Origin of the sequence: Acinetobacter brisouii (assembly GCF_008993995.1) — a bacterium.
GTDB classification, from domain to species: domain Bacteria; phylum Pseudomonadota; class Gammaproteobacteria; order Pseudomonadales; family Moraxellaceae; genus Acinetobacter; species Acinetobacter brisouii_A.
Map to the genome: position 1 here is coordinate 1 of NZ_BKNN01000137.1, position 2,383 is coordinate 2,383.

The following is a 2,383-nucleotide window of genomic DNA, read 5'->3' on the forward strand; positions in this document are numbered from 1 at the left end:
CCACAGGCCAGTCGATCTCGATCATCTGATCCCTTGCGGAACCTTGTTCCTCACGTAGTGGAATCCTGATATGAGCAACTGCTTTATTCTCTGGTATAGGTGGCGGAGGTGCTTCTTGTTTGACTGGCGTCGGGTGAAGAATGACGGGAAGGAAGTCGGTCTGTGGAATGGATGAGATTGTTAATGATGGAACCATTGATCTGGACTGACGAATCCATTTATGCAACAGATTGGCATTGATCTGATGTTGCATTGCGACCTTAGCCACCGATGTATCTGGCTGCTGGGATTGCTGAATAAGTTGATGTTTAAATTCAGCCGTGAAGGTTCGACGGGGCTTTTTTAGCGTTGGTGCAGTGTCTATAACTGTCTTTAAATCCATAAATAGGTGTCCACTTAAATTTTAGTGGACACTATCGCGGTATTAATGAGTTAAAAAAAGTGGGGCTCAGCGGACGCTTACGATATAACTGCCCTATATCATCACTAAATTCGAATATGCTGCCTACATGGCAGTGAACATAAACTATTTTATTGTTTTATTTGCTATTATTTTCTAAGCTGCCTACATGGCAGTGAACAAAAATACATCAACCTTTAACTCAATCAAGTTTTTCTAAGCTGCCTACATGGCAGTGAACTGCACTTAGTCCAACAATAATAGCCGACAAAATTTCTAAGCTGCCTACATGGCAGTGAACGCGCCAAGACAAAACATTGCCTGATTCGCTTTTTTCTAAGCTGCCTACATGGCAGTGAACCGACCCCATTTGTGATAGCTATTGCTGAAGTTTTTCTAAGCTGCCTACATGGCAGTGAACATAATGTTAATGATCCAAATGTTAGTATGACATTTCTAAGCTGCCTACATGGCAGTGAACCAACTACAATCGAAGTAATCCAATCGTCAGTCTTTCTAAGCTGCCTACATGGCAGTGAACCGCTGCAAGGCGGCGCAACTTTTGATGGTGACTTTCTAAGCTGCCTACATGGCAGTGAACGAAGCCATGAAATATGGCGAAGAATTACAGCATTTCTAAGCTGCCTACATGGCAGTGAACTTAGCGACCCCCCTTCTCAGCAGCTTGATAAATTTCTAAGCTGCCTACATGGCAGTGAACCTGCATTGAAAGAAGTCGTGACCCACATGGATTTTCTAAGCTGCCTACATGGCAGTGAACCAGCCCGTTACGCCATTACGTGCCATGCATTTTTTCTAAGCTGCCTACATGGCAGTGAACAGATCGAAGTAAAGCGCAGAATAGACTCTATTTTTCTAAGCTGCCTACATGGCAGTGAACCTGTATCAAGAATAATTGCTTTCATTATGCAATTTCTAAGCTGCCTACATGGCAGTGAACTTAAGTACTCCTGATGATCTTAAATATGTGATTTTCTAAGCTGCCTACATGGCAGTGAACATTTCGCAGAATATTCGGTTTACCAATTCTAATTTCTAAGCTGCCTACATGGCAGTGAACTCCTAGTTACTACTCAATAGATTTTAAGTCGTTTTCTAAGCTGCCTACATGGCAGTGAACGGCATGGCAAGCGGTCACTCTATTTGCTTCTCTTTCTAAGCTGCCTACATGGCAGTGAACAGAAGCTCGCATCAAAAGAGCAAATCCTTGATTTTCTAAGCTGCCTACATGGCAGTGAACTCTTGTACATCACGTATATCTCATACAAACGATTTCTAAGCTGCCTACATGGCAGTGAACCCTTGGCAATGGATGTGATTCAGCAAACCCAATTTCTAAGCTGCCTACATGGCAGTGAACTTTGTAAATTGCACCATCTGCGATTTCTTTCGTTTCTAAGCTGCCTACATGGCAGTGAACGCGCAAATCTTTAAAGGAAAATACGAAGTCAATTTCTAAGCTGCCTACATGGCAGTGAACCCGTCTGACTTCACATCAGATGGAAACTTAATTTTCTAAGCTGCCTACATGGCAGTGAACGATTGAAAAGAATGCTGATGAATCGCGTGACTTTTCTAAGCTGCCTACATGGCAGTGAACATCGTTGTAGAGATTTTAAAAAGAAAGGTCGTTTTCTAAGCTGCCTACATGGCAGTGAACATGAAAAAAGACATTAAAAAACCCCTGTTATCTTTCTAAGCTGCCTACATGGCAGTGAACACACGGCAGTAAGCACCATTGCTGTCCCACAATTTTTCACAAGAGGAAGCTCATTTGAGCTTCCTCTTGTTTTATGGGTATTTTATCGGGTGAAAATAAAGCTTTTAAAGTTCTTCTTTCAAACAAATTCACTTGAATTATTCTGAGTAAACGTTGAACTGTCCAACCTGTTTTCCCTAAATGTTGAGCGAAACTCACCAATAAATAGGCGATCATCGCAATCCAGATTTGTGTCTGAATTG

The 2,383-nt window shown here is 42.1% G+C and carries 1 protein-coding gene, 1 pseudogene and 1 CRISPR repeat array; the gene and the pseudogene both read right to left on the minus strand.

The window, feature by feature from the left end:
* Nucleotides 1-382, minus strand: a 382-nt coding sequence (gene tnpA, locus GBN19_RS15185; RefSeq protein WP_151778678.1) for an IS66-like element accessory protein TnpA, incomplete at its 3' end; no start/stop codon positions are given.
* Nucleotides 383-493: 111 nt separating this feature from the next.
* Nucleotides 494-2,141: a CRISPR direct-repeat array (repeat unit 28 nt; unit sequence TTTCTAAGCTGCCTACATGGCAGTGAAC).
* Between the two features lie 36 nt (nt 2,142-2,177).
* Nucleotides 2,178-2,383 (minus strand): annotated as a pseudogene (locus GBN19_RS15190) (IS4 family transposase); the annotation flags it as partial.